General features: G+C 63.4%; 22 protein-coding genes and 2 pseudogenes. 12 read left to right on the plus strand and 12 right to left on the minus strand.

Annotation, left to right across the window (positions count from 1 at the left end; translation table 11 throughout):
* Positions 1–4: 4 nt before the first annotated feature.
* The 7 genes and pseudogenes from ECTOBSL9_RS13195 to thrC all read left to right on the plus strand — a co-directional run bounded on the left by ECTOBSL9_RS13195 (position 5) and on the right by thrC (position 8,537).
* Positions 5–1,108 (plus strand): chemotaxis response regulator protein-glutamate methylesterase, encoded by a 1,104-nt coding sequence (locus ECTOBSL9_RS13195; RefSeq protein ID WP_063465428.1) that lies wholly within the window; start codon positions 5–7, stop codon positions 1,106–1,108.
* Positions 1,109–1,202: 94 nt separating this feature from the next.
* The gene (locus tag ECTOBSL9_RS13200; protein ID WP_025281392.1) at positions 1,203–1,508 is read left to right on the plus strand and encodes an STAS domain-containing protein; all 306 of its coding nucleotides are present in this window, start codon (positions 1,203–1,205) and stop codon (positions 1,506–1,508) included.
* Between the two features lie 11 nt (positions 1,509–1,519).
* The gene (locus ECTOBSL9_RS13205; RefSeq protein WP_063465429.1) at positions 1,520–3,259 is read left to right on the plus strand and encodes a SpoIIE family protein phosphatase; all 1,740 of its coding nucleotides are present in this window, start codon (positions 1,520–1,522) and stop codon (positions 3,257–3,259) included.
* 116 nt (positions 3,260–3,375) lie between these two features.
* Positions 3,376–4,871, plus strand: a pseudogene (locus tag ECTOBSL9_RS17875) (response regulator); the annotation flags it as partial.
* A 59-nt stretch (positions 4,872–4,930) separates the two neighbouring features.
* Entirely contained in the window at positions 4,931–5,971 is a 1,041-nt protein-coding gene (locus ECTOBSL9_RS13220) for an HD domain-containing phosphohydrolase (RefSeq protein WP_063466203.1), read from the plus strand.
* A 76-nt stretch (positions 5,972–6,047) separates the two neighbouring features.
* The gene (locus ECTOBSL9_RS13225; protein ID WP_063465432.1) at positions 6,048–7,358 is read left to right on the plus strand and encodes a homoserine dehydrogenase; all 1,311 of its coding nucleotides are present in this window, start codon (positions 6,048–6,050) and stop codon (positions 7,356–7,358) included.
* A 36-nt stretch (positions 7,359–7,394) separates the two neighbouring features.
* Positions 7,395–8,537 (plus strand): threonine synthase, encoded by a 1,143-nt coding sequence (gene thrC, locus ECTOBSL9_RS13230; RefSeq protein ID WP_063465433.1) that lies wholly within the window; start codon positions 7,395–7,397, stop codon positions 8,535–8,537.
* A 36-nt stretch (positions 8,538–8,573) separates the two neighbouring features.
* Here thrC and ECTOBSL9_RS13235 read toward each other — a convergent pair whose 3' ends face one another.
* A complete protein-coding gene (locus ECTOBSL9_RS13235; protein ID WP_063465434.1) occupies positions 8,574–9,431 on the minus strand; it encodes an ATP-binding protein in 858 nt (285 codons plus the stop codon).
* Between the two features lie 10 nt (positions 9,432–9,441).
* Complete coding sequence (locus tag ECTOBSL9_RS13240; protein WP_063465435.1) at positions 9,442–9,888, minus strand: DUF2721 domain-containing protein; 447 nt, start codon at positions 9,886–9,888, stop codon at positions 9,442–9,444.
* 118 nt (positions 9,889–10,006) lie between these two features.
* Between ECTOBSL9_RS13240 and ECTOBSL9_RS13245 the strand changes: the two genes are divergently transcribed.
* The gene (locus ECTOBSL9_RS13245) at positions 10,007–10,453 is read left to right on the plus strand and encodes a bacteriohemerythrin (RefSeq protein ID WP_063465436.1); all 447 of its coding nucleotides are present in this window, start codon (positions 10,007–10,009) and stop codon (positions 10,451–10,453) included.
* A 111-nt stretch (positions 10,454–10,564) separates the two neighbouring features.
* Here the strand turns inward: ECTOBSL9_RS13245 and ettA are convergent, their stop codons facing one another.
* Entirely contained in the window at positions 10,565–12,232 is a 1,668-nt protein-coding gene (gene ettA / locus ECTOBSL9_RS13250; protein ID WP_063465437.1) for an energy-dependent translational throttle protein EttA, read from the minus strand.
* A gap of 264 nt (positions 12,233–12,496) precedes the next feature.
* Between ettA and ECTOBSL9_RS13255 the strand changes: the two genes are divergently transcribed.
* Positions 12,497–13,321: a CHASE domain-containing protein gene (locus ECTOBSL9_RS13255; RefSeq protein WP_063465438.1), complete on the plus strand. Its 825-nt coding sequence runs from the start codon at positions 12,497–12,499 to the stop codon at positions 13,319–13,321.
* Complete coding sequence (locus ECTOBSL9_RS13260; RefSeq protein WP_063465439.1) at positions 13,258–14,298, plus strand: sensor domain-containing diguanylate cyclase; 1,041 nt, start codon at positions 13,258–13,260, stop codon at positions 14,296–14,298. Before ECTOBSL9_RS13255 ends, ECTOBSL9_RS13260 begins: the two co-directional genes overlap by 64 nt.
* Here the strand turns inward: ECTOBSL9_RS13260 and ECTOBSL9_RS13265 are convergent.
* Both ECTOBSL9_RS13265 and ECTOBSL9_RS13270 read right to left on the minus strand, forming a co-directional pair.
* A complete protein-coding gene (locus tag ECTOBSL9_RS13265; RefSeq protein ID WP_063465440.1) occupies positions 14,288–15,061 on the minus strand; it encodes an ABC transporter permease in 774 nt (257 codons plus the stop codon). The two genes, ECTOBSL9_RS13260 and ECTOBSL9_RS13265, sit on opposite strands and share 11 nt — an antisense overlap.
* Entirely contained in the window at positions 15,061–15,996 is a 936-nt protein-coding gene (locus ECTOBSL9_RS13270; RefSeq protein WP_063465441.1) for an ABC transporter ATP-binding protein, read from the minus strand. The genes ECTOBSL9_RS13265 and ECTOBSL9_RS13270 overlap by 1 nt, the downstream gene beginning before the upstream one ends.
* A gap of 115 nt (positions 15,997–16,111) precedes the next feature.
* Between ECTOBSL9_RS13270 and ECTOBSL9_RS13275 the strand changes: the two are divergent.
* A pseudogene (locus tag ECTOBSL9_RS13275) lies at positions 16,112–17,520 on the plus strand (M17 family metallopeptidase).
* On the opposite strand, the gene ECTOBSL9_RS13280 reads toward ECTOBSL9_RS13275, so the two are convergent.
* The 7 genes from ECTOBSL9_RS13280 to ECTOBSL9_RS13310 form a co-directional block, all read right to left on the minus strand.
* The gene (locus ECTOBSL9_RS13280) at positions 17,486–18,916 is read right to left on the minus strand and encodes a Glu/Leu/Phe/Val dehydrogenase (protein WP_063465442.1); all 1,431 of its coding nucleotides are present in this window, start codon (positions 18,914–18,916) and stop codon (positions 17,486–17,488) included. The pseudogene ECTOBSL9_RS13275 and the gene ECTOBSL9_RS13280 overlap by 35 nt on opposite strands.
* 95 nt (positions 18,917–19,011) lie before the next feature.
* Positions 19,012–19,203, minus strand: coding sequence for a hypothetical protein (locus ECTOBSL9_RS13285; RefSeq protein ID WP_063465443.1), 192 nt, complete (start codon positions 19,201–19,203; stop codon positions 19,012–19,014).
* A 2-nt stretch (positions 19,204–19,205) separates the two neighbouring features.
* Positions 19,206–20,885, minus strand: a complete 1,680-nt coding sequence (cydC, locus tag ECTOBSL9_RS13290) for a thiol reductant ABC exporter subunit CydC (protein ID WP_063465444.1) — start codon at positions 20,883–20,885, stop codon at positions 19,206–19,208.
* A complete protein-coding gene (cydD, locus tag ECTOBSL9_RS13295) occupies positions 20,882–22,516 on the minus strand; it encodes a thiol reductant ABC exporter subunit CydD (protein WP_240480987.1) in 1,635 nt (544 codons plus the stop codon). Before cydD ends, cydC begins: the two co-directional genes overlap by 4 nt.
* A gap of 89 nt (positions 22,517–22,605) precedes the next feature.
* Positions 22,606–23,610, minus strand: a complete 1,005-nt coding sequence (gene cydB, locus ECTOBSL9_RS13300; protein WP_063465446.1) for a cytochrome d ubiquinol oxidase subunit II — start codon at positions 23,608–23,610, stop codon at positions 22,606–22,608.
* A 6-nt stretch (positions 23,611–23,616) separates the two neighbouring features.
* Positions 23,617–25,014, minus strand: coding sequence for a cytochrome ubiquinol oxidase subunit I (locus ECTOBSL9_RS13305; protein ID WP_063465447.1), 1,398 nt, complete (start codon positions 25,012–25,014; stop codon positions 23,617–23,619).
* A 201-nt stretch (positions 25,015–25,215) separates the two neighbouring features.
* A complete protein-coding gene (locus ECTOBSL9_RS13310; protein ID WP_063465448.1) occupies positions 25,216–25,935 on the minus strand; it encodes a hypothetical protein in 720 nt (239 codons plus the stop codon).
* A 266-nt stretch (positions 25,936–26,201) separates the two neighbouring features.
* On the opposite strand from ECTOBSL9_RS13310, the gene fabI reads away from it, so the two are divergent.
* Positions 26,202–26,978 (plus strand): enoyl-ACP reductase FabI, encoded by a 777-nt coding sequence (gene fabI, locus ECTOBSL9_RS13315; protein ID WP_063465449.1) that lies wholly within the window; start codon positions 26,202–26,204, stop codon positions 26,976–26,978.
* Positions 26,979–26,981: the final 3 nt, after the last annotated feature.

A 26,981-nucleotide genomic window follows, 5' to 3' on the forward strand; every position in this document is an offset into this window, starting at 1 on the left:
TGCGATGCCCGTGGCCAATACAAGAAGTTCAAAGCTGAGGAAGGGCACCGTGGGGAAGCCGATACGGGTACTGGTGGTCGACGATTCAGCGTTGGTGCGCAAGCTTCTGACGGAGGTTCTGAACTCAGTCGAGGGCATTGAGGTGGTGGGCACGGCCCAGGACCCGTATGTGGCGCGAGAGCGCATCAAGAGCCTTGATCCAGACGTGCTGACCCTGGATGTGGAAATGCCGCGCATGGATGGCCTGACCTTCCTGCGCAACCTGATGCGTCTGCGCCCCATGCCCGTGGTAATGGTGTCCTCGCTCACCGAGCGGGGGGCCGAGGTTACCATGCAGGCCCTGGAGCTGGGCGCTGTGGATTTTGTCACCAAGCCCGCCCTGGATCTGGCCAATACCCTCAACGCCTACCGCGATGAGTTGGCTGCCAAGGTCAAGGTTGCGGCCGGGGCCAGGGTACGCACCCTGGCAGCAGTGAAACCCAAGCATTCCGTCGACGAGATCCTGCCTGCCAAGGCCGTGGGGCACTGGCGTACCACGGACCGCCTGCTGGCCATCGGCGCCTCCACCGGGGGAACCGAAGCGGTGAAGGATGTTCTCATTGACCTGCCACCGGACAGCCCTGCCGTGGTCATTGCCCAGCACATCCCCGCAGGTTTCAGTGGCGCGTGGGCGCAGCGCATGAATCGGCAGAGCCGACTGGTGGTCAAGGAGGCCGAGGAGGGCGAGCGCCTGATGGCTGGCCATGCCTACGTGGCACCCGGAGATCAGCATCTGATGGTGGCCCGGGATGGGGCCCGCTACGTCTGCCGCCTGAATATGGCCGAACCGGTCAATCGCCATCGGCCCAGCGTGGATGTGCTGTTTCGTTCCGTGGCCCAGGCCGCGGGCAAGAATTCCTGCGCCGCTCTGCTCACCGGCATGGGGGCCGACGGTGTGCAGGGCCTCAAGGAGCTGCATGACATGGGCGTGGAGACCATTGCCCAGGACGAAGCCACCAGCGTGGTCTGGGGGATGCCTGGAGAGGCCGTGAAGCGGGGTGCGGCCTCCCAGGTGCTGCCTCTGGACCGGATTGCCGAGGCCATGCTGAAGGCCTCCCGCGTGCGCTGACGCCCTTAAATATTTGGGCATGCGCCCAAAAATCTGAGATCATCCTCACAATTCTTGCCGCTATTTCCTATTTTCGCCCTCGCTGGAGTCTGGTATGAGCATCAAACGTCACGTCGATGAAAAGACCAACCTGGTGACGATATCCGTGGGTGGTCGGTTTGATTTCGCCCAACACAAGGCCTTCCGTGACGCCTATCGGGATCTGCCCGCCCAGGGCACCCGCTATCGGGTGGACCTGAGCGAAGCCACGTACCTGGATAGTTCGGCCCTGGGCATGTTGCTGCTGCTCCGGGAGCACGCCGGTGGCGATACGGCCCGGGTGAGCCTGCGGGGCTGTAGCGACGATGTACGCCGCGTCCTCAAGATTGCCAATTTCGATCGCCTTTTCACCCTGGAGTAACCCCCCACCCCATGTCACGCGACGCCCATCCAAGCCCCATTCGGGAATCCGGGATCACGCACGCCGTTGCTCCGGTCGATTCCCGCGGGCTGGCGCTGGTGGTGGACGATGAACCCACCAATCGCCGGCTGCTGGCGCGCATGCTCAAGAAGGAGGGTTTCGACACTCTGGAGGCGGAGAGCGGCGCCCGGGCCATCGAGCTGTTCGAGCAGTCGCCGCCGGATATCGTCTTCATGGATGTGATGATGCCGGTGATGGATGGGTTCGAAGCGACCCGGCGGATCAAGGCCATGGCCGGCTTTGATTTCGTGCCGGTGATCTTTCTCACCGCGCTGCACGATGAAAAGTCCCTGGTGCAATGCACGGAGTCGGGGGGAGACGATTTTCTTACCAAGCCCTTCAACTTCAGCATCCTCAAGGCACGCATCACGGCCATGGAACGGGTGCGCGATCTGCAGCGCATCATCGCCGGCAAAAACCGGGAACTGGAGCAACTCCTGGAGCAGGACCGCCAGGAGCAGAAGCTGGCCGAACGGGTATTCAGTCGGGCCGTGAACGACCGTAATGTGCATACGGAACAGTTCGGGCTGGTGCAGCGGCCCGCCACCACGTTCAACGGCGATCTGGTGCTCACCCAGGACCTTCCCGATGGGGGCGTGCGTATCCTCCTGGGGGATTTCACCGGCCATGGCCTCGCGGCCGCCATTGGCGCGCTGCCCGTGGCCGAGACCTTTCGCACCATGACCCGCAAGGGGGTGGATGACGAGCAGGTGCTGGACGAGATCAATCGCAAGCTGTATCGCGTGCTGCCGCCGGAACGCTTCATGGCCGCCTGCCTGGTGTCCATCCCCGGCTCCGGTCGTGAGATCCGCTGGTGGAACGGGGGCATGCCCAGTGCCTGGTTACGCACCCAGGAGGGCCTGCAGGAACTGGCTTCCCATGCCTTGCCGCTGGGTATCCTGCCGGAGCTGTCGGACCGGGAAACGCCCCGGCGCGTGGCGGTGCGTCGTGATGATCGACTGCTGATGATGAGTGATGGTCTGCTGGAGGCCCGTGATCCGGGTGGGCGCATGTTCATGGATCACGGTTTTGCCGGGGTGCTGGAGGCATGGACCCACGGCGGGGCGGTACTCCCCGACCTGTTGCAGGCCCTCGAGGAGCACTGCGCCGACCAGCGGCCGGAGGATGATGTTGCCATTCTGGAAACCCCCCTGGACCCGGAGCTTTTCAGCCGTCCGCCCGTGAGTCGTGAAAGACACCCGGAAGGGGGATGGACCTGGTCGCTGACGCTGGAGGACGAGCGTCTTGGGGACTTGCCCTCGCTGGAGTCCGCCCTGCGTCCACTGGGATTGCTGGATGGCCTGGAGGAGGATGCCGGCCCTCTGGAAACCATTGTCAACGAGCTCTACAGCAACGCCCTGGAGCACGGGGTGCTGCGACTGGACTCTCCCATGAAGGCCGACCCGGACGGATTTTGCAACTATTATCAGGAACGGGGTCGCCGCCTGGCCGAGGGTTGTCGGGGACGTGTGGATGTGAGCGTGGCCTATGAGCCCGGTGAGACGCACGGCATGTTACGGGTAAAAATCAGTGATTCCGGCCCGGGGTTTGACACCCAACAGTGGGACGATGTGTCGCTGGACACCACCCGCCCCTGGGGCCGTGGCATCGCCCTGGTGCGGGATCTGTGCGATGCGGTGGTTTTTGACGATTCTGGCTCCCGGGTGGAGGCCGTTTATCGGTGTCGCTAAACGACGGGAACAGTGCGTTTTATCAGTCCCTGGAGGAACGCCTCCGGTGGCAGACCCGTGCCATGGAGGCCATGGTGAACGGGATTGCCATCGCCGATGCGACTCAGCCGGATAGCCCGTTGGTGTACGTGAACCCGGCCTTCGAGCACATGACCGGTTACCGGGCAGACGAGGTGCTGGGTACCAACTGCCGTTTCCTGCAAGGGGATGATCGGGATCAACCCGGCGTTCGGGAATTGCGTGATGCCGTGGTTGAAGGGCGGGCCACGAAGGTGTTGATACGCAATTACCGCAAGAATGGGGAATTGTTCTGGAACGAGTTCAGCATCTCACCAGTGCGCAACGACGCGGGTGTAGTGACCCATTACGTGGGGATTCAGCAGGACGTTACCGAACTCATGCAGGCCATGGAGGCTCTGCGCCAGGCCAAGGCGGAGGCCGACCGGGCCAATCAGGCCAAGTCCGACTTTCTCTCCCGCATGAGCCACGAACTGCGCACTCCCATGAATGCGGTCCTGGGGTTTGCCCAGTTGCTGGAACTGGACCCGGAACTGAACAACGAACAGCAGGAAAACGTCGAGGAGATCATCCGCGGCGGCAGGCACCTTCTGGACCTGATCAACGAGGTGCTGGATCTGGCCCGGGTGGAATCGGGCCGGGTGGAGCTGACTCCCGAGCCCCTGGAACTCCAGGGCTTGATGGACGAATGCCTGGCCCTGGTTGAGCCACTGGCCAGGGAGAATGACCTGGAGATTTGCAGCGGCCAGGATCTGTCGGGGCATTACGTGCGGGCCGACCGGGTCAGGCTGAAACAGGTTCTCATCAACCTGCTCTCCAACGCCATCAAGTACAACCGGCCCCAGGGTCAGGTGACTGTTGACCTGGAGCCAGCTCGTGAGGTCCCCCAGGGAGTGCGCATTCGGGTGTCCGATACCGGGGGGGTATCCCGAACGAACGCATCACCGAGCTGTTTCAACCCTTCACAAGACTGGTGGAGGACCAGCACACGGTGGAGGGCAGTGGCATCGGCCTGGCCATCACCCAGCGCCTGGTGCACCTCATGGAGGGGCGCATTGGTGTCTACAGTCAGGTAGGGGAGGGCAGCACCTTCTGGGTGGAACTGCCCAAGGACATCCCAACGGTGGAGGCGCCGGATCGGCAGCCCTCGACCTCCTCGCCCAGGACCACGACAGAACAACCGGAATCAGGGTGCAAGATCCTTCAGATCGAGGACAATACTGCCAACCTGCGCCTGCTTGAGCGGCTGCTCAAGCGCCATGACGCCTTCAGTGTGCTCAGTACGGAAGACCCCTACATCGGCCTGGAACTGGCGCAGGAGCACTGTCCGGATGTGATCATTCTGGACATCCAGATTGCCCGTCTGGATGGCTTCCAAGTGCTGGAACAATTGCGGAGTCATGCGGCCACACGTGACATTCCCGTGCTGGCCCTCACGGCCAATGCCACGGAATCGAACCGTCAGCGCGGCCTGGAGGCTGGCTTCGACGCTTACCTGACCAAACCCCTGAATCTGGAGGAGTTGCTTGATACACTTCGCACACTCCTCTCTCAGGATAGAGCCAACCGCCCCGGTAACAAGGTGCGCCAGTGAACAGCCATGACCTTTCCCGCAACTCCCATCAAGAGCCCGAGCGCAAGGCAGCCCGGATCATGGTGGTGGACGATGAACGGGCCAACCTGATCCTGATGGACCGCCTGCTGCGTACCGAGGGCTATTCCAACCTGGCCCTGGTACAGGACCCCCGGGAGGTGATCGCCACTTATCGCCAGGCACCCACCGACCTGATCCTGCTGGACATCAAGATGCCGCACATGAACGGCTTTGAGGTGATGGAGCAGTTCGCCGCGCTGAATGACCCCCTGGTCCCGCCTATTCTCGTGCTCACGGCTCAGCACAGCCGCGACTACATGCTTCGGGCCCTGAGTAACGGTGCCCGGGATTTCATCGGCAAACCGTTTGATCGGGCTGAAGTGCTGGCACGGGTACGCAACATGCTGGATGTGCAGCTGGCGCACCGCATGACCCACGACCAGAAAGACATGCTGGCGCAACTGGTGCATGAACGCACCGAGGAGATCCGGCGTACCCGCCTGCAGGTGGTGCAGCGTCTGGGGCGCGCCTCGGAATACCGGGATAACGAGACCGGGTGCCACATCCTGCGCATGAGTCACATCTCGGCCCTGCTGGCCCAGCATGTGGGCTGGGATCGTGATCAATGCGAGCGCATGCTCCATGCCAGCCCCATGCACGACGTGGGCAAGATTGGCATTCCCGACCAGATCCTGCTCAAACCAGGCAAGCTCACGCCCGATGAGTGGGAGATCATGAAGACCCATGCCACCATCGGCGCCGACATCCTCAGTGGCGATGATTCCGATCTGCTGCTCATGGCCCGGGAGATCGCCCTCACGCACCACGAAAAATGGGACGGCAGTGGCTACCCCAACGGCCTGGCCGGTCATGATATTCCCATGACCGGTCGCATCTGCGCCCTGGCGGATGTCTTTGACGCCCTGACCTCCTGGCGGCCCTACAAGAAGGCCTGGACCGTGGACGATGCTCTGGATTTCATCCGCAACGGGGCAGGGCATCATTTCGACCCGGATCTTACCGAACTCTTCTTCAGCCTGGTGCCCGACATCCTGGCCATCCGCGAGCGTTTTCCAGAACCCATTCCCGAGGCCGACTGATCCCCCAGGGCCCCTCCCCGGGTCGGCCCGATCTCCGCTATAATGCTGGGCTTTCCCCGCCATAGGAGCCAGATCATTGGAACCCGTCAAAGTCGGCCTGTTGGGCCTTGGGACCGTGGGCAGCGGCACGGTCAGAGTGCTCAAGCGCAATAGCGACGAGATCACCCGCCGGGCTGGTCGTGGTATCGAACTCGTGGCGGCTGCGGCCCGCAATCTGGACTCCCTGGGCGATCTGGACGTGAGTGGCATGCGCCTCACCGAAGAAGCCCTGGAGGTGGTGGACGACCCTCAGGTTCAGGTGATCGTCGAACTGATCGGGGGCACGACACTGGCCCGGGAACTGGTGCTGCGGGCCATTGACCAGGGCAAGCATGTGGTGACGGCCAACAAGGCCCTGATCGCCCTGCACGGCAACGAGATCTTCAGTCGCGCTCAGGAGCGTGGCGTGATGGTGGCCTTTGAGGCCGCCGTGGCGGGTGGTATCCCCATCATCAAGGCCATCCGCGAGGGCCTGACCGGCAACCGCATTGAATGGCTGGCCGGCATCATCAACGGCACCGGCAACTTCATCCTCACCGAGATGCGCGACAAGGGGCGGGAGTTCGCCGATGTGCTGGCGGAGGCCCAGCGCCTGGGTTACGCGGAGGCCGATCCCACCTTTGATGTGGAAGGGGTGGACGCGGCCCACAAGCTGACCATCCTGGCCTCCATTGCCTTTGGCATCCCACTGCAGTTCGACCGGGTGTATACCGAGGGCATCTCCGGCATCTCCCGGGATGATGTGGTCTACGCCAACGAACTGGGCTACCGCATCAAGCATCTGGGCATTGCCCGCCGGGCCAATGGCGGCATCGAACTGCGGGTGCATCCCACCCTGATTCCCGAGCGGCGCCTGATCGCCAACGTGGACGGCGTACTCAATGCCGTGCTGGTCTGGGGCGATGCCGTGGGCCCGACCCTTTACTACGGCCCCGGGGCCGGTTCCGAGCCCACCGCCTCAGCAGTGGTGGCAGACCTGGTGGACGTGGTGCGTGCCCTGACCACTGACCCGGAAAACCGGGTGCCGCATCTGGCCTTCCAGGCCGATGCCCTGTCGGATGTTTCCATCCTCTCCATGGACGACGTGCAAACCGCCTTCTACCTGCGCCTGCGGGTGCTGGACCGTCCGGGCGTGATGGCTGATATCACCCGGATCCTGGCGGACCTGGACATCAGCATCGAGGCCATCATGCAGAAGGAGCCGGATGAAGACACCCAGGAGGCCGATGTGATCATGCTGACCCACCAGGTGCGCGAGGGTAATCTCAACCAGGCCATCGGCCGTATCGAGGCCCTGGACAGCGTGATCACCCCGGTGACCCGTATCCGCCTGGAAAACCTCAAGTAACATCGCGTCAAGACGCCCCGACCCCGAGATCCGACCATGCCTTTCCGACCCCGTTACACCGGCATCATTGAACGCTATCGTGACCGCCTGCCGGTGCACGACGACGCCCGCATCATCTCCCTGGGCGAGGGCAACACGCCCCTTATCCGGCTGAACAACGTCCCCCGGGTGCTGGGCAAGGAAGTGGACATCTATGTGAAGTTCGAGGGGCTCAACCCCACAGGCTCCTTCAAGGACCGGGGCATGACCATGGCCGTCACCCGTGCCGTGGAGGAGGGCTCCCGGGCCATTATCTGCGCCTCCACCGGCAACACCTCCGCCTCGGCAGCCGCTTACGCGGCCCGGGCCGGGATCACCGCCTTCGTGCTCATTCCCGATGGCAAGATTGCCCAGGGCAAACTGGCCCAGGCCATGATGCATGGCTCCACGGTCATCCAGATCAAGGGGAATTTTGATGCCGGCATGCGCCTGGTGAAGCAGGTGGCCGAAACCTCACCGGTGACGGTGGTGAACTCGGTCAACCCCTACCGTCTCCAGGGCCAGAAGACGGCGGCCTTCGAGATCGTCGAGGAACTGGGGCGTGCCCCGGATTACCACTGCCTGCCGGTGGGGAACGCCGGCAACATCACCGCCCACTGGATCGGCTACTGCGAGTATTCCTCTGCCTCTGGCGATCACGTGACCGAGTCCTGCGGTTTCTGCAAGGGCCGCTGCATGTACGCCGGTGGCGCCATCGTGGGTAATCGCCCGCGCATGGTGGGCTACCAGGCCAGCGGCAGCGCCCCCTTCATGCGCGGCGCCATGGTGGACGATCCGGATACGGTGGCCACGGCCATCCGCATTGGACACCCCCAGTCCTGGGACTACGCCTGGAAGGTGAAGGAGGAGTCCGGCGGCTGGTTCGATGAGTGCTCTGACGAGGAGATCCTGGCCGCGCAGAAGCTGCTGGCCGAACGGGAGGGCGTGTTCTGTGAACCCGCCTCTGCCACCTCGCTGGCCGGCGCCCTGCGCGACGTGAAGGCGGGCAAGATTCCCGAAGGCTCCAGCATCGTGTGCACCCTGACGGGGCATGGCCTGAAGGATCCGGACATCGCCATCCAGCAGAGCCTGCGGGCGCCGCTGACGGTGGAGGCAGATCTGGATTCGGTGAAGCGGGCCATTCTGGAGAACATGGCCTGAGTACCCCAACCCCTCTCCCGCCGGCGGGAGAGGGGCTCAAGCGCCTTGGCGCCCCGTCCAGTCCCGCGCAAACTGCCAGGCCACCCGGCCGCTGCGCGACCCGCGCAGCAGGGCATACTGCAGGGCCTCGCGCCGCGCGGCCTCGGTCAACGCGCCCCCGTCCAGATGTGCCAGCCAGTGGGTGACCACCTCCAGGTACTGAGCCTGGGAAAAGGGATGAAAGGCTACCCAGAGGCCGAATCGCTCCGATAGTGACACCTTTTCCTCCACCGCCTCGCCAGGATGGATTTCGTCATCCACCCGCTTCGCTTCCAGGTTGTCCACACTGCGCTCGGGCATCAGATGACGACGATTGGAGGTGGCATAGATGATCACATTCTCCGGCGTGGCTTCCAGGTCACCGTCCAGAACGGCCTTCAGTGCCTTGTAGGCTGGTTCGTTGGCCTCGAAAGACAGGTCATCGGCGAACAGCACGAACCGCTCCGAACGATCACGCAGCGGCGCCACGATGCGGGGCAGATCCACCAGTTCGTGGGCATCCACCTGCACCAGGCGCAGCCCCTCACTGGCATAGCGGGTCAGGAGGGCACGCATCAACGAGGACTTGCCCGTACCCCGGGCACCCCAGAGCAGGGCATTGTTGGCCGGTCGCCCGGCGATAAACTGCCGGGTATTGCGCTCCAGCAACTCTCGCGGTCGCCCGATATGCAATAGATCGTCGAGCGATAGCGGATTCACCTCGGGGATGGACTGCAAACGCCCCTGACGCCAGCGAAATGCCGGCGCATCCCACTGGATCGGCGGGGCAGGGGAGGGCAGCATCTCCTCCAGCCGCTCCATCAGGGAGTGGGCACGCTGGAGCACGCCCTCCAGTTCGACGACACGATCAGACATTCAGGCGCTCCTAGTCTTCCCGATTGCTCAGGGTGAGGCTTTCCACCGCCATGAATACCTCTCGCAGGAACAGCCCCAGGGCCGCAATCAAGCTGGTCATGGCCAGCACGAACATGGCTCCCACCGTCCGGGGATGCTGCATATCGAAGAGGAAATCCAGGAATACAGCCACGATGGTCAGAGATACCAGCATGGCCGTAGTGATGCACAGGGTCATACCCCAATGGACCAGGCGGGCACGTTCATCGAGGATCTTCAGTTCCCGGGTGCTCAGTTCACGGCGTTTGGCATCGGGGGCGTGCATCATCTGGGCCAGATGCCGGCGGCGGTCCACCACGCGGCCGAGGCGGGTAACAAAGGCATTCAGAAAACCCGCGATTGCCACCAGCAGGAAGGCAGGCGCCACAGAAAACTGGATGACTTGCGAGATTTCTATGGGTGAGGTGGAGTCGATCATGCGATCACCGCTGCGGAATGTTGTGATAGGCGATTTCAACTATATCCATAAATCATCCGGTCATGCATCCTGTGCTATGTTAAGAAGGATAAATGCCCCTTCGCGAGGTAATTGCATCATGAGCGAACATGCCAGAATCGAGGAACTGCCTCAGGTGGGCATGGCATTCATGGACGATGATCATGAGGAGGCCATGGGCCTGCTCGCCCGCGTGGTCGAAACCCTGGAAGCATCCCGTGATGGCCATGCGGAGCCGGAAGGGCTGCGCCGCGACCTGCGCAACTTCATCGAGCACAGCCGGGCCCATTTTCGGCGCGAGGAAGTGATCATGAAGGCTGTTCATTTCCCGCCCTTTCACATTCACAAGAATGAACACGACCAGCGGCTGGAAGAACTGGTCACCTACGTGGACGATCTGGATGCCGGTGTGATCGGGCTGGAAGACCTGAAGGACCAGTTCCTTAATGAGTTCCTGCCCTGGTACCAAAGCCACTGCGAGACCATGGACCAGGCCACCGCTCGTTACGTGGAGAAGCAGGCGGCTGCGGGACCGACCAAGGCCTGAATCCTCCCCACCCGACCCTCACGCATCACGGTGGGGAGCCCCCCGAATAATGAAAGTCACAAGCCCCTCTCCCTGTGGGGGAGGGGCTGGGGTGAGGGAAAACGGAGTGACTCAGGCCTCCAGGCGACGGTATTTCACCCGGTGAGGCTGATCTGCGTCGCTGCCCAGACGCTTGCGGCGATCCTCCTCGTAGTCCTGGTAATTCCCCTCGAAGAAGACCACATTGCCGTCCTCCTCGAAGGCCAGGATATGGGTCGCGATACGGTCCAGGAACCAGCGATCGTGAGAGATCACCACGGCGCTGCCGGGGAAGTCCAGGATCGCCTCTTCCAGGGCTCTCAGGGTTTCCACGTCCAGATCGTTGGTAGGTTCATCCAGCAGTAACAGGTTACCACCGCTGCGCAGCAACTTGGCCAGGTGAGCGCGATTACGCTCACCGCCGGAAAGCTCCTTCATGAGCTTCTGCTGATCACTGCCCTTGAAGTTGAAGCGGCCCACATAGGCGCGGGAGGGCATCTGGAAGTTGCCCACATGGATGATGTCCTGACCATCCGAGACTTCTTCCCAGACCGTGCGCTGATCCTGCAGGGCATCACGGGTCTGATCCACATAGGCCACCTGCACGGTCTCACCGACGCGGATCTCGCCTGAATCCGGCTTCTCCTGGCCAACGATCATGCGGAAGAGGGTGGACTTGCCCACCCCGTTGGGGCCGATCACACCGACAATGCCACCGCGGGGCAGCGAGAAGGAAAGGTTTTCATACAGCACCCGATCCCCGTAGGACTTGCTCACACCCTCCAGATCCACCACCACGTCGCCCAGGCGTGGGCCGGGCGGGATGTAGATCTCCTTGGTCTCGCTGCGTTTCTGGTAGTCCTGTGAGGAGAGTTCCTCAAAGCGCTTGAGGCGGGCCTTGCTCTTGGCGGAACGGCCCTTGGGGTTGCTGCGCACCCATTCCAGTTCCGATTCCATGTTCTTGCGGCGGGCGCTTTCCTGCTTCTCCTCGATCTCCAGGCGTTTCTCCTTCTGTTCCAGCCAGGAGGAGTAGTTACCCTGCCAGGGAATGCCTTGACCCCGGTCCAGTTCGAGGATCCAGCCCGCCACGTTATCCAGGAAGTAGCGATCGTGGGTCACTGCCACCACGGTACCGGTGAATTCCGACAGGAAGCGCTCCAGCCAGGCCACCGATTCGGCGTCCAGGTGGTTGGTGGGTTCGTCCAGGATCAGCATGTCCGGGGCCGAGAGCAGCAAGCGGCACAGGGCCACCCGGCGGCGCTCACCACCGGAGAGCTTGGTCACGTCGGCATCCCAGGGGGGCAGACGCAGGGCATCGGCGGCCACTTCCAGCTTGCGCTCCAGATCCCAGGCGCCGGCAGAGTCGATGCGATCCTGAAGCTCCGCCTGTTCGGCCAGCAGGGTATCGAAATCCGCATCGGGGTTGGCGAATTCCTCGGCGATGGCATTGAAGCGATCCACCAGGGCCTTCACCTCGCCGACACCGTCCTCCACATTGCCGCGCACGTCCTTGTCCGGGTCAAGATGAGGTTCCTGGGAAAGAAAGCCGATCTTGATGCCCGGTTGCGGGCGCGCCTCGCCGATATATTCCTTGTCCAGGCCCGCCATGATGCGCAGCAGGGTGGATTTACCCGCACCGTTATAACCCAGCACGCCGATCTTGGCGCCCGGGAAGAAGTTCAGCGAGATGTCCTTGAGGATTTCCTTTTTTGGCGGGACGACCTTGCCCACACCATTCATGGTGTAGATATATTGGGCCATATGGAACCTGTATGGGGAATGAGTTGTGCGATGAAAACGGGCGACTGGCCCGGTGCGTTGTCCGCATTATCCTGAAGTTGATCGGCAGTTTCCACCGGCCACTTCGGCAAGTGCCCAGATATGCGGGTTTTTTTGCCTTGAAAGGGTCACAGTCTTTTGGCAAGCTGGACCCATTCCAATTGCGACGCCCGGATGCCCACTCCTCCCTCCCTATCCTTCGCGCAGCGCAAAGCCACAACGCATGGTCGGCCGGGTTATCGGCCCATGGCAGCGGGGGCACTGGCCATCCTCCTGGCCGTGGTGGGCTTCACCGGTGTGGACATGCTGCTGGAGCAACGCCTGCAGGACCGCGCCCGGACCCAGGTCCTTGGTGAACTCTCCACCGTCCGGGCCCGCATGGAAGGTGAACTCAACGCCACCATCCATTTCACCCTGGTGCTGGCCACCTACGCAGGGATCCACCCCAACATCAGCGAGAGCGAATTCCGCCGGGTGGCGGCAGAGCTGTTTCGTCAACGCAGCGACATCATACGCAACATCACCCTGGCCCCGGACAATGTCATCCGGTTCGTGTACCCGCAGGCGGGCAATGAGGCCGCCCTGGGGCTGGATCTGGAGAACCACCCGGAGCAGGGCGAGTCGGTTTATCGCATGATGCAGACCGCCGATACGGTGCTTGCCGGGCCCTGGGAGCTGGTTCAGGGCGGCACGGGGCTGATCATTCGCACCCCCGTATACCTGAACTCTGATCGCGGCCGGCATGATCCCCAGGCCTACTGGGGGCTGACCAGCATCCCCATCGACATGGAGGTCATCTATGAGATCACGGGCCTCATCGACCTGCAGGATCGGCTGGATATTGCCATTCGGGGGCGCGATGGCCTTGGCCCTGCCGGTGCCGTGTTCTTCGGCGACCCGGAACTCTTCAACCGGGACAGCCTGCGCCAGGAGGTGATCATCAAGGGGGGCGCTGGGAACTGGCTGCACGGCCCAAGGGTGGGTGGTCTGCCGCCACGGCGCGTCCCATGGCCTGGCACCTTACGGGTCTCACCCTGGTGCTGGTGGCCGGCGCCCTGGCATGGCGCATGACAAAGCAGTCCGAGCGCGTTCGGATCTCCCAGGCGCTTTATCAGGGGCTGAGCGAGCGCCTCAGGGCCACGATTGCGGCCATGCCCGACATTTGCTTCATCCTGGACTCCGAGGGTCGTTACCTGGAGGTGTTCGGCGGCCATGACCCCCAGAGTTATCACACCAGTCATCAGGCCCTGCTGGGTCGGACCCTGCATGAGGTCATGCCCCGGGACAAGGCGGATCTCTTCCTGGCGCGGATTCATGAGACCCTGCGCACCGGGCAGCTGCAATCCATCGAATATGCCCTGTCGGTGGAGGATGTGGAAGGCGTTGAACCGGAAAGTGGACCTGCGGGATCCCAGTGGTTCGAGGGCCGTGTCACGCCCCTGGGAAAGGATGTCATGGGGCGTCCGGCGGTGATCTGGCTGTCGGTGAACATCACCCAGCGCAAGAAGGCCCAGGACAGCATGCGCTTCATGGCCCTCCATGATGCATTGACCGGCCTGGCCAACCGTACCCTGCTCAGGGATCGCATCATCCATGCCATTCCACAGGCGCGGCGGGAGCAGAGCCGTATCGCCGTCATGTACATCGACCTGGACGACTTCAAGCCCATCAATGACAGCCTGGGGCACGACGCCGGCGATACGGTGCTGTGCGAAGTGGCGCAACGACTCAACGAATCCGTAAGGGATTCGGACACCGTGGCCCGGGTGGGCGGGGACGAATTCGTGATCCTGCTGGAAAGACTACCGGATCCGGAAATGGCGGCGCGCATCGCCGAAAAGATCCTGGAGGTGCTTGGCAAGCCGATCCACGCCAAGGGCCGCCCCTGCCAGGTGACCACCAGCATCGGTATCAGCCTGTATCCGGATCACGGCGAGACCTACGAATCCCTGTTGGGAGCGGCGGACCGGGCCCTTTACAAGGCCAAGTCCCAGGGCAAGGGCCGCTACTGGCAGGCCGATTCCCGTCCCACAAACATCAGTTCCTGATGCCCACACCCTTGTTCAGCAGGAACAGGGCCACGCCATACAGGACCAGCACAAAGCCGATGATGATGGCGTAGGAGGTCGCCAGGCCGATATCGGCCACCCCCAGGAAGCCATAACGGAAGGCATTCACCATGTACAGGATCGGATTGAGCATGGAGGCCCCCTGCCAGAACTCCGGCAGCAGGGTGATGGAGTAGAACACCCCCCCCAGATAGGTCAACGGCGTGAGGATGAAGGTGGGGACGATGGAGATATCATCGAAGCTGCGGGCAAACACCCCGTTAATCAGCCCGGCCAGGGCAAAAAGGGTGGCCGTGAGCACCACCACCGAGAGGGTGACCGCCAGATTGTGGATGGCCAGCGGGCTGAAGATCATGGAGATCAGGGTCACTGCCACCCCCACCGCCAGGCCGCGGCAGACACCACCCGCCACGAACCCCAGGATGATCAGGTAATTGGGCACGGGCGAAACCAGCATCTCTTCCAGGTGGCGCTGAAACTTGGCGCTGTAGAAGGAGGACACCACGTTCGAGTAGGCATTGGTGATCACCGCCATCATGATCAGCCCTGGGACAATGAAGTCCATATAACGGATGCCTTCCATCTCCCCGATGCGCGAACCGATCAAGCCCCCGAAGATGATGAAGTACAGCCCCATGGTGATCACCGGGGGCAGGATGGTCTGAATCCAGATGCGGGAAAAACGCAGGACTTCCTTGGTCACGATGGTGCGCAGGGCCACCCAATTGGCATAGCCTGACATTATGCGGTCACCCCCGTATTGCGGCTCTCGTCCACCATATTCATGAAGAGTTGCTCCAGGCGATTGGTCTTGTTGCGCATGCTGCGCACCTGAATGCCTTCCCGGTTCAGATCCAGGAAGAGTTGATTCAGGCTGACATCCCGATCCACATCCGCCTCCAGGGTGAGTTCATCCACCCAGCGCAGTCGATGCTGGGGCAGGGTGGGCAACTGCATCAGTGGCTGGCTCAGATCCAGGATGAAGGTTTCCGTGTTGAGCTGGTTGAGCAGACCCTTCATGGTGGTGTTCTCGATGATGCGCCCGTGATCGATGATGCCGATGTTCCGGCACAGGCTCTCGGCCTCCTCCAGGTAGTGGGTGGTGAGGATGATGGTGCAGCCCTCCCGGTTGATCTCGCGCAGAAACCTCCACATGGAGCGGCGGATCTCGATATCCACCCCGGCGGTGGGCTCGTCCAGGATCAGCAACCTGGGTTCGTGCACCAGGGCCCGGGCGATCATCAGGCGGCGTTTCATGCCCCCCGATAGCAGCCGCGCCATGCCCTTGCGTTTATCCCACAGGCCCAACTCCACCAGATATTTCTCGGCACGCTTCCAGGCCTCCTTGCGGGGGATGCCGTAATACCCGGCCTGGTTGACAACGATCTCCTCCACCGGCTCGAACATGTTGAAATTGAATTCCTGGGGGACCAGCCCCAGGCAACGCTTGGCGGCGTAGAGGTCCTTGTCCAGGTCGTGACCGAAGATGGACACACTGCCCCCGGACTTGTTCACCAGGGAGGCCACGATACTGATGGTGGTGGATTTCCCGGCCCCGTTGGGGCCAAGCAGGGCGTAGAAATCGCCGGGCTCCACCTGCAGATCAATGCCCTTGAGGGCCTCGAATCCGTTCTTGTAGGTCTTGGTCAGGTTCTGGATGGACAGGGCGTGGGGCATGGGCAATCCGTGATCCGCTCCGGGAGATGGGCAGGCCGGGGATTTTAACAGATCCGTTTTTTCCCCGGGTCGGGATGATAGATTACGGGGATACACCCATCGAACCCGGATACCCATGACCGACTGTTTCGAACGCGACCATGCCGCACAGGCAATCACCCTGATCCCCCTGGAAGCCGCCCTTTTTGATCCCTGGCTGGAACGACAGCCGGAGCGGATCCGCAACTGGGTGAAGGCCTCCCGTTTCCAGCCCAAGGCCGGCCACCACCTGCCGCTGCCGGAAACCGATGGCCGCGTTCGGCGGATGCTGGTGGGCATCGACCCGGACGCCGCCACCTGGGCCGTGGCGGATCTGCCGGGCCGGCTGGGGGAGGGGGTCTACACCCTGGAGTGTGACTGGTCGCCGGAGCGCCTCACCCAGGCGGCGGTGGGTTGGGGGCTGGGTAGCTACCGGTTCGAGCGCTACCGCGCTTCCGACAAGCCCCATCCGCGACTGAGCCTTGCCCGACTCACCGATGATCAGGCGCAGCGAGTCGAGCAGACCGTGACCGCCATTGGCCTGGTGCGGGATCTCATCAACACCCCGGCCGAGGACATGATGCCCGAGCACCTGGCCGAATCCGCCGAGCAACTGGGCGAGACCTTCGGTGCCACGGTGCGGCAGGTGGTGGGGAATGCCCTGCTGACAGAGAACTACCCCAGCATTCACCGGGTGGGGCGGGCCAGTCACCACGCCCCCGTGTGATCGATTTACAGTGGGGGAACGATGCCCATCCTCAGATCACCCTGGTGGGCAAGGGAGTGTGTTTCGATACCGGTGGGCTTGATATCAAACCGAGCAACGGCATGCGCCTCATGAAAAAGGACATGGGCGGTGCCGCCCACGTGCTGGGCCTGGCGCATTTGATCATGGCGGCGGGCCTGCGGGTGCGCCTGCGGGTGCTGATTGGCGCCGTGGATAACGCCATCGATGGCAACGCCTTCCGACCGGGGGACGTGATCACCACCCGCAAGGGCCTGACCGTGGAAGTGGACAATACCGATGCCGAGGGTCGTCTGGTGTTGTGTGATCTGCTCACCCAGGCCTGCGAGGAGAGCCCCTCACTGATCATCGACTTTGCCACCCTCACGGGGGCGGCGAGGGTGGCGGTAGGTACGGAGATCGCAGCTTTCTTCACGGATGCCCGTGAACTGGTCCATGGCCTGCATCGTCACGCAGAGACCCAGGAGGACCCTTGCTGGCGACTGCCGCTGCATGAACCCTACCGGGAGTTGCTGGAGAGCTCCGTGGCGGATCTGGCCAACAGCGGCAGTACCCCGTATGCGGGAGCCATCACCGCCGGACTGTTCCTCAAGGCCTTCGTGCCCCAGACTCAGCCCTGGATCCATTTTGATGTGATGGCCTGGAACACCCGGGCCCGCCCGGGGCGTCCCAAGGGCGGCGAGGCCCTGGGCGTGCGTGCGGTATTCGCCTGGCTGGAGGAGCGTTTCAGTACGCCCCAAGGTCCAGACTGCCAAGATTGATCCGGGTCACCGCCAGGGCGTAGGCGGCGGTGCGGTAGTCCAGGTGCCGCCCGCCCTCGCGCCGGAACCGGGCGATCTCCTGGAACGCCACGCGCATGGCATCGTCCAGGCCGGAGCGCACCAGGTCCACTTCTTCGGCGCCACGGATGAGGTTCTCGCGCATCCAGGCGGGGGTCTTTTCACCACTCATCATTTCCAGAGCAGAAACGATATGCTCGCCCCGGGTTTCATCCAGGCGACGCTGCAGGCGCCCGAAGCGGATATGGGAGAGGTTACGGATCCACTCGAAGTACGAGACCACCACACCGCCGGCGTTGGCATAGATGTCCGGCAGGATCACCGTGCCCTTGCCACGCAGGATCTCGTCCGCCTCGTAGGTGATGGGTCCGTTGGCGGCTTCGATGATCAAGGGGGCGCGGATGGCCTCGGCATTGTCCTTGTGGATCACGCCCTCCAGGGCCGCCGGGATGAGCACGTCACAGTCTTCCGCCAGCACGCTTGCCCCTTTGTCCACGAACCGGGCATCGGGATAGCCCAGCACCGTGCCGTGCTCATTCATGTAGCAACGTACCGACTCCACCGACAGACCCCGCTCGTCCATCAGGGCGCCCTCGCGCTCGATGATCCCGATGATGCGGGCGCCATCCTCCTCCTGCAGGAACCTGGCCGCGTGATAGCCCACATTGCCCAGACCCTGCACGATGATGCGCTTGCCCTCCAGGGACCCCTGCAGGCCCACCGCCTCCACCTCGGAGGGGTGGCGGAAGAACTCCCTGAGGGCATACTGGATGCCGCGCCCCGTGGCCTCCAGCCTTCCCGGCATTCCGCCCAGATCCACTGGTTTGCCGGTCACACAGCCCACGTAGTTGATATCTTCCGGGTAGAGGTTCTTGTAAGTATCCAGAATCCAGGCCATTTCCCGCTGACCTGTACCCACGTCGGGAGCGGGCACGTTGGTGGCCGGGCTGAGGAATCCGCGACGGGCCAGCTCCCGGGCAAAACGCCGGGTGATGAGTTCCATCTCGTCCCGGTCGTACTGGGTGGGGTCAATGCACAGACCGCCCTTGGAGCCGCCAAAGGGCACATCCACGATGGCGCATTTATAGGTCATCAGCGCAGCCAGGGCCTCGGTATCGTCCTGATCCACGGTGGGGGAGAAGCGCAGCCCCCCCTTGGCGGGAAGACGATGGGTGCTGTGTACGGCCCGCCAGCCGGTGAAGGTACGCACCTCCCCGCGCAGCTTGATGGGAAACGAGACCTGCAGGGTGGCGTTACAGGCTTTGAGGGCACGATCAGCCCCGGGCTCCAGCTTTACCTCCTTGAGGGCTCGATCCAGCATCAGGGCCACGTTCTGCTGAAAACTCCCGGAGCGGGCGGCGGTAGGTTGATCGGTCATGAAACCTCCTGTTTGACGATTGTGGCGCCTTGGCCCGATGGTATCTCCACAGGCACGCCAAGCGTCGTGAAAGGACGTTCACGACGGCAGAGTATTCAGGAGCGTGAAAGCTTCCGGCGCCGATCCTCGTCCGCCTTCTCCCGCAGGGCGCGGGCCGTGTTCTTTTCCGGATTGCTGAACACGAAGCGTCCGGCCAGCACGCAGCCCTTCATGCCCGGCTCACAGGGGCGATCATCCAGATGGCCGCACAGGCCCTTGCTTTCATGTGGGCAACCCCATCCACCCATGATTAACTCCTCAAGTCTTGCGCCTGAAGCTGTCCCCGTTCCAGCCGGTAATGCCGATCCGCCATCGGGGCGGTGGCCTCCTCGTGGGCGATCACCAGGGTCGCGCGCTGAGCCAGCCAGGGGGCCATGCGTTCGCGCAGGCGGGTAATGGTGGCCGGGTCCAGACCCCGGAAAGGCTCATCCAGGACCACCAGCGGCGAATCCCTCAGGATCAGCCGGGCCAGCGCCAGACGGCGGGCCTGACCGCCGGACAGCAGTGCCCCACCTTCGCCTACCTGAGTGTCCAGACCCTGCCCCAGGGTCTGGACAAAGTCGTCCAGGCCGGCCATGAACAGGGCTTGATGCAATTGCTCTTCAGTGGCCTCGGGGCGGGCCAGGCGCAGATTATTGGCCATGGTGTCGGCAAACAGCACGGTCTCCTGGGTGAGGGCTCCCAGTTGGCTGTAGAGGTCCTGATAGCTCATGTCCTGCACCGGCACGCCAGCCACGCGGGCCTCACCCTCCTGAGGCGCCACCAGGCGCAGGGCCACACTGAGGATGCTGGTCTTGCCGGCGCCGGAGGCCCCGGTGATCAGGACCGTTTCACCCGTGTTCACCTCCAGATCAATCCCCTGCAGCACCGGTGGCGCCTGTTCGCCGTAGCGCAGCACCACCTGACGAAGTTGCAACCCTTCGGAAGAAGTTGGGGGGACCGGCGTTTTCGGTTCCTCCAGGGCAGGGCGGGTATTGGCCACATCCAGCAGACGGCGGGCCGCGCTGCGGATCTGCCCCACCCGTTGATAGGCCCCGGGAAGCATGCCCAGGGCTTCGGAAAGCCCCAGTGTGGCGAGGATGACCAGGACCGCGATGGGCGCACTGGCCTGTCCTGCGGCCAACCAGCCAATACCCAGCCAGAGGGCCAGCCATACGGCCGCCAGGCCCGCCAGCATGGCCAGGGCATCCCCCAGGGCACCCCAGCGCGCCAGCCCACCCTCGGCATGGGCACGGTCCGACTCGGCAGATTCCAGCGCGCGTCGATGACGCCCCAGGGCCCCGAAAACCCGCAGTTCCGCCAGGCCCTGAACCCCCTCCACGGCCAGTTCACGCACGCGGGCAGCGGCCCGGGTGCGGCGCTCACCAGCGGCCCGCCCCAGGGCCAGGGCCAGGGCCGGCAACACCAGGCCGGCAAAGGCCAGCAGGGCAATCACCCAAAGGGCACTGATCGGGGCCAGCAGGCCGAATAATACCGCGCCCCCCACCAGGGCCAGCACAGCCGTCAGGGTAGGCGTGATCACCCGCAGGAAGAGGCCGTCCAGGGTGTCGATGTCGCCCACCAGTCGCTGCAGCAGGTCAGCCGAGCGAAAACGGGCCAGGGTGCCCGGATCCAGAGGCGCCAGGCGACGGAAGATCCAGCTGCGCAGGTCTGCCAGATGGCGCAGCACCGCCTCGTGATTCACCAGACGCTCGGCATAGCGCCCCAGGGTGCGGGTAATGGCCAGGGCACGGATGCCGCCCGCGGGCCTGTACACATCCAGCCCCAGAATGAGCCCTGCGCCGGCCAGGGCCGACGCGGTGATGAACCAGCCCGACAGGGCCAGCAGGCCCGTGGAGGCTGCCACCGTCAGCACGGCCAGCAGGCCGCCAGCGGCAAACCAGGGCAGACGGGGCAGGGAGAGCTTGAGGAATGGCCAGAGGTCCTTCATGCGTGATGCCCCCTGTCCTGAACCACCTGACCATCCTGAACGGTGATGACCCGGTTGGCCCACTCCAGTACCCGGGGGTGATGACTGGCAATGAGCAGGGTGGCACCGGTGGTGGCCGAGCGTTCCAGGGCCTTGAGGACCTGCTCCTCGGTGTCGGGATCCAGGCCCGCCGTGGGTTCGTCCAGCAGCCACAACGGGGCCTGTTTGAGGGCTGCGCGGGCCAGTGCCACCCGCTGGGCCTGGCCGCCGGACAGACCATACCCCCGTTCCCCCAGCGGGGTATCCAGCCCCTGAGGGAGCTGGCTGGCAAACGACAGTACACCGGCATCCCGGGCGGCCGACCTCACTGCCTCGTCCGAGGCCTGGGGTTCACCCATGCGGATATTATCCGCCAGGCTCCCTGCGAAAACGTGGGGGCGCTGTCCCATCCAGGCCGCCTGGCGCACCGGATCCGGCTCCGCCCCGTCCACTGCCACCTCCCCCTGATCGGCGCGGATGAATCCCGCCAGCAGGTGCAGCACCGTGGATTTCCCGGCACCGCTGGGGCCGCACAGGGCCACCCGCTCGCCGGGCTCAATGGTCAGACTCACACCGCGCAGGGCCTGGCGTTGCCCGTCCTCGAAACTCACATGCACGTTATCAAGGCGAACACGCACGCCGGTACCGCTGGAGGGATGGGGCAGGGGAGGTGGGGAGGGCAGTTGCGGCGCCTCGCGGCGCAGCAGCGGCATCAGCACCTGGGCGGCTCCCAGTGCCGCAGCGCGATCATGATAGTGCTGGGCCAGTTGCCGCAGGGGCTGGAAGAAGTCCGGGGCCATGAGCAGGATGAACAGGCCGGAGAACAGGGTAAGTTCCGGGGCCGGCCCCCAGGTGAGATAGCCAATCAGGCCGAAACCCACGTACATGGCCACCAGGGCAATGGCCACGGCGCTGAAGAATTCCAGCACCGCAGAGGACAGAAAGGCCACGCGCAACACCTTCATGGTGCTGGCCCGATAGCCTTCGGCGGCCTCGGCCACATCCGCGGCGGCGCGCTCCTGGGCATTGAGCAGTCGCAGGGTGGTCAGACCCTGGAGGCGATCCAGGAAATGCCCACCCAGGCGGGCCACGGTCTCCTGCTGGCTGCGGCTTACCTCGGCCGCCCCCATGCCCAGCAGCGCCATGAAGAAAGGAATCAGTGGGGCTGCGAACAGGAGGATCAGGGCGGCCAGCCAGTCCTGGGTGAGGGCGGCAATGAAGATGCCGACGGGTACCAGGGCTGCCACCATCATCTGCGGCAGATAGCGCCCGTAATAGCCGGATAATCCCTCCACTTGTTCCACAATGGCCGAGGAGAGGGTGCCGCTGTGGCGATCGGCAAGCCGCACCGGCCCCAGGGTGGCCAGGTGCTGGAATATCCGATCCCGGAGACGCCCCTGGATGCGCAGCGCCGCCTCCTGCCCCGTGGCCTCGCGCACCCATCCCAGCACCACGCGCAGCAACATCACGCCAGCCAGCCAGGCGAACGGCACGGCCAGTTCCGACGGGCCCTGTCCATGGCTGATGGCACGATCCAGCAGCCAGGCAATCAGTCCTGCCTGTGGAATGATGAGCAGGCCGGAGAGCACGCCGGCCCCGGTGGCCAGCCCCAACAGGGACCGGACCGGAGCGACGTGCTCATTGAGCCACTGGCGTGCTTCCCGGTTGGGGATTTCCGGGGGCGTATTGTCGGCCGGAGAAGTCAGTGGTAACCCTCACCGACACGCACCTTGCCCCTGAACACCCAGTAGGTCCAGGCGGTGTAGGCGAGGATGATGGGGACCACGAACAGGATGCCGATCAGGGTGAACAACTGGGCATCCGGCGAAGAAGAGGCATCCCAGAAGGTGTGCTCCGGCGGCACCGCGTAGGGCCACATGCTGATCAGCAGACCCGCATAGGCCAGCACGAACAGCACCAGGGTGGCCACGAACGGGGTCCCCTCGTTACGCTGGCTCAGGCCGCGCCACAACCACAGGCCCGCCAGTACGGAGAGGGTGGGGAAGACCCACAGCACCGTGGCATTTTCCAGCCAGCGCTCCAGGATGTGAGGATGAGCCACCGCCGTCCACAGACTCACGATGACATAGACCGTCAGCACCGCTCCCAGCATCCAGCGGGCCATCTTGTAAGCCCAGTCCTGCAGATCCCCTTCGGTCTTCATGATCAACCAGGTGGCGCCCAGCAGGGTGTAACCCGCCACCAGACCCAGACCGGTCATCACGGTGAAGGGAGTCAACCAGTCCAGGGGGCCGCCCACGTAGGAGAAGCCTTCCACCTCGAAGCCCTGGATATACGCGCCCACCACGGCCCCCTGAGCGAAGGAGGCCACCAGGGAGCCCAGGAAGAATGACCAGTTCCAGGGCCCCCGCTTGCCGGGAGCCGACTTGAAGCGGAACTCAAAGGCGACACCGCGGAAGATCAACCCTGCCAGGAGCAGGAACACGCCGATGTAGAGTGCTGGCAGGAACACTGCATAAATCAGGGGGAAGGCGGCCAGCAGGCCGGCGCCCCCCAGGATCAGCCAGGTTTCATTGCCATCCCAGACCGGCGCGACGGAATTCATCATCACATCGCGATGATCCTCGTTGCGGGCGAAGGGGTAGAGGATGCCCACCCCCAGGTCGAATCCGTCCATGAGCACATACATGAACACCCCGAAGCCGATGATGGCCACCCAGATCAGTGTGAGATCGATCAGTTCCATGACGGCTTACCTCGCGGGCTGGGTAATGGATTCATCGGCCGCGGATAAAGGCCGTTTGGGATGGGCGCCGGGCACGGGATGATCACCCTGGGCCTCATCGGGACCCTTGCGGATGATACGCACCAGGAAGGTGACGCCGGCGATGAACACCACTGCATAGACGGCGATGAAGCCGATCAGGCTGAACAGGGCCATACCTCCGGTCAAGGAGGGGGTGAGACCCTCCTCGACCCGCATCAGGCCATAGGACAACCAGGGCTGACGGCCCACCTCGGTGACGAACCAGCCCGCCAGCACCGCCACGAACGGCAATGGGATCATGAAGCTGAGCAGGCGCAGGAAGCGAGGCGAATGCTCCAGGCGGCCCCGCCAGGTCAGCCAGGCGCCCCATAGGGCCATCACGATCATGAGCAGACCGATACCCACCATGACCCGGAAGCTCCAGAACACGATGGGCACATTGGGACGATCCTCCGGCGCCCACTCCTTGAGCCCCTGGACGCGGCCATCCATTTCATGCGTGAGGATCAGGCTCGCCAGCTTGGGAATGCCCACTTCCATGAAGTTGCGTTCCTGAGACTGGCTGGGGATCGCGAAAAGCAGTAGCGGTGCCCCATCGGTGGTTTCCCACACCCCTTCCATGGCAGCCACCTTGGCCGGTTGATGTTCAAAGGTATTCAGGCCATGCACGTCCCCCACGATCAACTGCGCGGGTGCTGCCAGGGCCAGCATGATCAGGCACATCTGCAGGGCCTTTTTGGAGGCCAGCGGCGTCTTGCCCTTCAGCAGATACCAGGCCGAGACGGCCGCCACCACAAAGCCGCCGGTGAGGAACGAGGCCAGTGCCACATGGAAGAAGCGGGGCCAGAAGGAGGGGTTGAAGATCGCCTCGCTCCAGGAGGTGAGATGGAAAATGCCATCCCGCAGCTCCACGCCCGCCGGGGTTTGCATCCAGCTGTTGGCAGAGAGGATCCAGAACGAGGAGATGAAGGTGCCCAGGGCCACCATGCAGGCGGCGAACAGGTGGGTGCCACGGGGCACCTTGTCGCGGCCAAAGAGCAGTACGCCCAGGAACACTGCCTCCAGGAAGAAGGCCGTCACCACCTCATAGGCCAGCACGGGCCCGAGGAAGTTGGCGCTGGCGTAGGAGAAGACGCTCCAGTTGGTGCCGAACTGGAACGACATGACGATGCCCGAGACAACCCCCATGCCAAAGACCACGGCAAAGACCTTGGTCCAGAAACGGGAGAGCTGTTCGTAGGCCGGGTTGCCGGTCTTGTAGAGCAACCCCTCGAGCAGGGCGATATAGGAGGCCAGCCCAATGGTGAACACCGGGAAGATGGCGTGAAATGAGACGACGAACGCAAACTGAATTCGCGATAAGAGAAGCGGATCAAGTTCCATGGAGGCAGGACTCCCGTGTCGTGGTGGACTTTAGACTCATTCTGCGCCTTCCTCCTGGAATACCCTATGATTTTAGTCAATCACCAACCCGCGAATTTCAGTCCACCTGATCCAGGACCCGCAGCCGGTGCCCCGGAATTGTACCCCCCCGCGTCGTTCACTCAACCCCTTTTGCCAACCGTTTGCCCTGAAGAGGGATGTTCAATCCCCGCCAGGCGGCCCCATCACCCCCGAGGATCGCAGGCAGCCATGGAAGGCCACTGCCGAGGTGCCACTGGACTGGCGGTCCCAGCAGTTGACGATCTCATCGAAACAGGCCTCCACCTCATCGGTGTAACCGCAACGAAAGGCGGCGGCCTCGGAGAGTGAATCCACCGTGTCGTGGGTGACCGTCATGGGGCCCTCGGTCATCATCCAGTGCAGGGCCTGCCGGGCGCCCTCCAGGGAAAAGGTCATGCTCTGGATGTCACCAAAGGCGTCTTCCACCTTCAGGTGTACCTCACGCCCCTCCATCAGGGCCTGCATCAGCGGGGGAATCTCATTCCCCTGGCGCGGCTCCCAGAGTGCCCACTCCACCGACTCGCCCTGTCGCCCCTCATCGCCCGCAGGTTGCTGATCCTCGTCGATGTGAGTCGAGACCACGCGGGAATGCCCTTCGGAGGCCACGCGAGCCTCCACGCAACAGGTCTTCTCCGCAGAGGGATTGCCTGAGCGGATCAGGATGGCGGCCTTGAGCGGACCATTGCGGGCTTGACCGATGGCGAACGCGTGCCCGTCTTCACTGCGGGTGTAAGCCAGCAGGGTCAGTTCACCCCCATCGGGCTCACTGTAGCTGATCCACCAGTCCTGAAAACGCTCGGCAGCGTTCAGGGGCAGTGCCATTCCCAACAGGATACCGGCAACCCATAAGCGGTGACGCATGATTCCAAACCCCCGGTGCGTGGCGGAAAAGTCAAGTTCATGGGATCAGCAATGATTGATCTTTGTCAAGCTCACGCCCTGGGCGGAGCCGCGAACAAGGTCCATTTCATATATCCGTCATGTTCACCTGTTAATTTTCGCTGCAATGCAGCATATACTAGGGGGTAATGAGTTGGCGGGTACTCGTGGTCACAGCCCTCGAGGCCCAGCCGCCCGACCCGCCTCGCTCGTCACCTACATTCGCCCAACCCAATCGGAGGTGGCATATGGCTGCCCATCCTTTTTCCCTTGAAGGAAAAACCGGCATCGTCACCGGGCTCGCTAACGCTGACAGCATCGCCTATGGCTGCGCCAAGGCCATGCACGAAGCCGGCGCGGAGATGATCGTTACATACGGTTCTCCCAAAGCCGAGAAACACATCACCCCCCTGGCCCCTGACATGGGCAACCCCCAGCTCATGCTCTGTGACGTGCAGGATGAATCCCAGGTGGAAGCCCTGTTCGCCCAGGCCCGTGAGCGCTGGGGCAAGCTGGATTTCCTGATCCACTCCATGGCCTTCGCCACCCGGGACGACCTGCATGGTCGCGTGGTGGACTGCTCCCGCGAGGGTTTTGGCATGGCCATGGATGTGTCCTGCCATTCCTTCATGCGTCTTGCCAAACAGGCCGAACCCTTGATGAAGAACGGCGGCACGCTGATCACCATGTCCTACTACGGGGCTGAAAAGGTGGTGGAAAACTACAACCTGATGGGGCCCGTGAAGGCCGCCCTGGAGGCCTCGGTGCGCTACATGGCCGATGAGCTGGGCCCGGCGGGCATTCGCGTGCATGCCATCTCACCCGGTCCGATCCGCACCCGCGCGGCATCGGGGATCAAGGATTTCGAAAATCTGGCACAAACGGCCGAGCAGCGTTCCCCCCTGCGCCGCCTGGTGTCCATTGAAGATGTGGGTCGTACGGCCGTCTTCCTGACCTCGGAAGCGGGACATTCACTCACCGGCGGCACCACCTATGTGGATGCCGGTGACCACGTGAAGGCCTGAAGA

Origin of the sequence: Ectothiorhodospira sp. BSL-9, from assembly GCF_001632845.1 — a bacterium.
Classification (GTDB): Bacteria; Pseudomonadota; Gammaproteobacteria; order Ectothiorhodospirales; family Ectothiorhodospiraceae; genus Ectothiorhodospira.

What these genes read in the sequence shown, in the direction of transcription:
- ECTOBSL9_RS13220 (WP_063466203.1), top strand. Translation starts at nt 4,931, where the DNA reads ATGGTGGTGGACGATGAACGGGCCAACCTGATCCTGATGGACCGCCTG.
- ECTOBSL9_RS13195 (WP_063465428.1), top strand. Translation starts at nt 5, where the DNA reads ATGCCCGTGGCCAATACAAGAAGTTCAAAGCTGAGGAAGGGCACCGTG.
- ECTOBSL9_RS13240 (WP_063465435.1), bottom strand. Translation starts at nt 9,888, where the DNA reads ATGATCGACTCCACCTCACCCATAGAAATCTCGCAAGTCATCCAGTTT.
- ECTOBSL9_RS13255 (WP_063465438.1), top strand. Translation starts at nt 12,497, where the DNA reads ATGGCAGCGGGGGCACTGGCCATCCTCCTGGCCGTGGTGGGCTTCACC.
- thrC (WP_063465433.1), top strand. Translation starts at nt 7,395, where the DNA reads ATGCCTTTCCGACCCCGTTACACCGGCATCATTGAACGCTATCGTGAC.
- ECTOBSL9_RS13200 (WP_025281392.1), top strand. Translation starts at nt 1,203, where the DNA reads ATGAGCATCAAACGTCACGTCGATGAAAAGACCAACCTGGTGACGATA.
- ettA (WP_063465437.1), bottom strand. Translation starts at nt 12,232, where the DNA reads ATGGCCCAATATATCTACACCATGAATGGTGTGGGCAAGGTCGTCCCG.
- ECTOBSL9_RS13305 (WP_063465447.1), bottom strand. Translation starts at nt 25,014, where the DNA reads ATGGAACTTGATCCGCTTCTCTTATCGCGAATTCAGTTTGCGTTCGTC.
- ECTOBSL9_RS13235 (WP_063465434.1), bottom strand. Translation starts at nt 9,431, where the DNA reads ATGTCTGATCGTGTCGTCGAACTGGAGGGCGTGCTCCAGCGTGCCCAC.
- ECTOBSL9_RS13265 (WP_063465440.1), bottom strand. Translation starts at nt 15,061, where the DNA reads ATGTCAGGCTATGCCAATTGGGTGGCCCTGCGCACCATCGTGACCAAG.
- ECTOBSL9_RS13245 (WP_063465436.1), top strand. Translation starts at nt 10,007, where the DNA reads ATGAGCGAACATGCCAGAATCGAGGAACTGCCTCAGGTGGGCATGGCA.
- cydC (WP_063465444.1), bottom strand. Translation starts at nt 20,885, where the DNA reads ATGAAGGACCTCTGGCCATTCCTCAAGCTCTCCCTGCCCCGTCTGCCC.
- cydB (WP_063465446.1), bottom strand. Translation starts at nt 23,610, where the DNA reads ATGGAACTGATCGATCTCACACTGATCTGGGTGGCCATCATCGGCTTC.
- ECTOBSL9_RS13310 (WP_063465448.1), bottom strand. Translation starts at nt 25,935, where the DNA reads ATGCGTCACCGCTTATGGGTTGCCGGTATCCTGTTGGGAATGGCACTG.
- fabI (WP_063465449.1), top strand. Translation starts at nt 26,202, where the DNA reads ATGGCTGCCCATCCTTTTTCCCTTGAAGGAAAAACCGGCATCGTCACC.
- ECTOBSL9_RS13205 (WP_063465429.1), top strand. Translation starts at nt 1,520, where the DNA reads ATGTCACGCGACGCCCATCCAAGCCCCATTCGGGAATCCGGGATCACG.
- ECTOBSL9_RS13285 (WP_063465443.1), bottom strand. Translation starts at nt 19,203, where the DNA reads ATGGGTGGATGGGGTTGCCCACATGAAAGCAAGGGCCTGTGCGGCCAT.
- ECTOBSL9_RS13280 (WP_063465442.1), bottom strand. Translation starts at nt 18,916, where the DNA reads ATGACCGATCAACCTACCGCCGCCCGCTCCGGGAGTTTTCAGCAGAAC.
- ECTOBSL9_RS13260 (WP_063465439.1), top strand. Translation starts at nt 13,258, where the DNA reads ATGGCCTGGCACCTTACGGGTCTCACCCTGGTGCTGGTGGCCGGCGCC.
- ECTOBSL9_RS13270 (WP_063465441.1), bottom strand. Translation starts at nt 15,996, where the DNA reads ATGCCCCACGCCCTGTCCATCCAGAACCTGACCAAGACCTACAAGAAC.